We start from the raw sequence: 1,391 nt of genomic DNA on the forward strand, positions 1-1,391 counted from the left end.
CATAGACAGAACCTTAAGCACTAAGCTCAGCGTAAATTCCGTCTAACGTAATGTTTTCTTTAGACTTCCTCTGCGCGGACTTTTGAGCGTTCCTTGATATATAACTGGTAGCCCATTCGATTTTATTGCTGATTTCTGACCATGCGCCGTGACTGATACATTCAAATATTGGTAACAGCCAGACATCCACATTTTTTGCCGCTTTAAACAATGAGACCGATGGCATTATCTGAAGCGCAATACTACGCCTAATGATCAGCGCAAGTAAACTGGCCCAGATGAGCCCATCAACGATGGCCTTTTGTGCGGTGACAAATCGTTGCCAGTTGGTGTGAGACTTTAACTCTTTAAAAAGCAGTTCCACCTGCCATCGACAGCGGTAGATCGCCATGATGTCATCGGCAGTAAAGGTGTCTGAAGGTAAGTTAGTTATCCAAATGCAGAATCGTTTTTCTTCAGCAAACCATCGTCGCACGACTCTAAACTCTTGTTTACCTCGACGGACTTTTAGGTCAAGGACCTGCGAACGGTTGATACCTCGAGTAATATCTTTCAGCTTCTTCCCTTCTAGCTTAGGCAGCAGTCGCCCCTTGCCGTTCCTTGCCTCAATAATCATAGGGTTCAGAGACTTAGCACCTCGGACAATATAGAATCCGCCATGCTGTTCAAGCTCTCGAAAGAAGTGGAAATCAGGATACCCTGCGTCAGCTAACAGCAATTTGTTGTTCATCGTTTTGGGCTCAGGTAAAAAATCTCTTTCTGATGCCGTATCAGCGCTGATGTTCATCGCGACTGGAGAAAAGCTTTTCAACGACATTGTCATATGACATTCAACCGCTGCAGGGTTACGTTTAAATCGACTCGGATAAACATCCGCCAGGTCACGATGGATGTGGAAAGAGCTGCCATCTTGAAGCAGTACATCATCAAAGGTGTCGAGCTTATTTGGTAGACCGACATTCTGCTGGCGAGCAAATTGAGCTATTGCTCGCATAACAAGTTGCCGCATGAAATTAGGAAACTCATTTTTCCTCAACTGGTTATGGTAAGGCTTGTATGCCACGGCACCTTCAGGGCTCAAGCACATCCCATTGAATTGTCGCAGTAAATCCGCAATGGAAGTGCAGTTTCCTTTGCTTAACGCGGCCACTAAGCTAATGACTAGCTGCTCGGGTAATATCGCCCGACACCGTTTCATCAGGCCTGTACTTTTCGCCATTTTTTGGAGGGTGTCAGCATTAAAGAATTGCTTAAATTGCTTCTGTAAGGAGATAATCGTCATCGGCTTCACTATTGATGTAGGTAGTTTGTTTGGCGACGATTATCTGATCATAAATGAAGCCTTTTTTCTATCTAAATAAACAAGTTAGCTCTTAAGATCCTGTCTATGA

At 44.4% G+C, this 1,391-nt stretch carries 1 protein-coding gene; it reads right to left on the minus strand.

Annotation, left to right across the window (positions count from 1 at the left end; translation table 11 throughout):
- Positions 1–13 precede the first annotated feature (13 nt).
- Complete coding sequence (locus AB4583_RS20925) at positions 14–1,282, minus strand: IS4 family transposase (protein ID WP_372119205.1); 1,269 nt, start codon at positions 1,280–1,282, stop codon at positions 14–16.
- Positions 1,283–1,391 lie beyond the last annotated feature (109 nt).

It is taken from the genome of Vibrio sp. 10N.222.49.C12, assembly GCF_041475025.1.
Lineage (GTDB): Bacteria > Pseudomonadota > Gammaproteobacteria > Enterobacterales > Vibrionaceae > Vibrio > Vibrio crassostreae_C.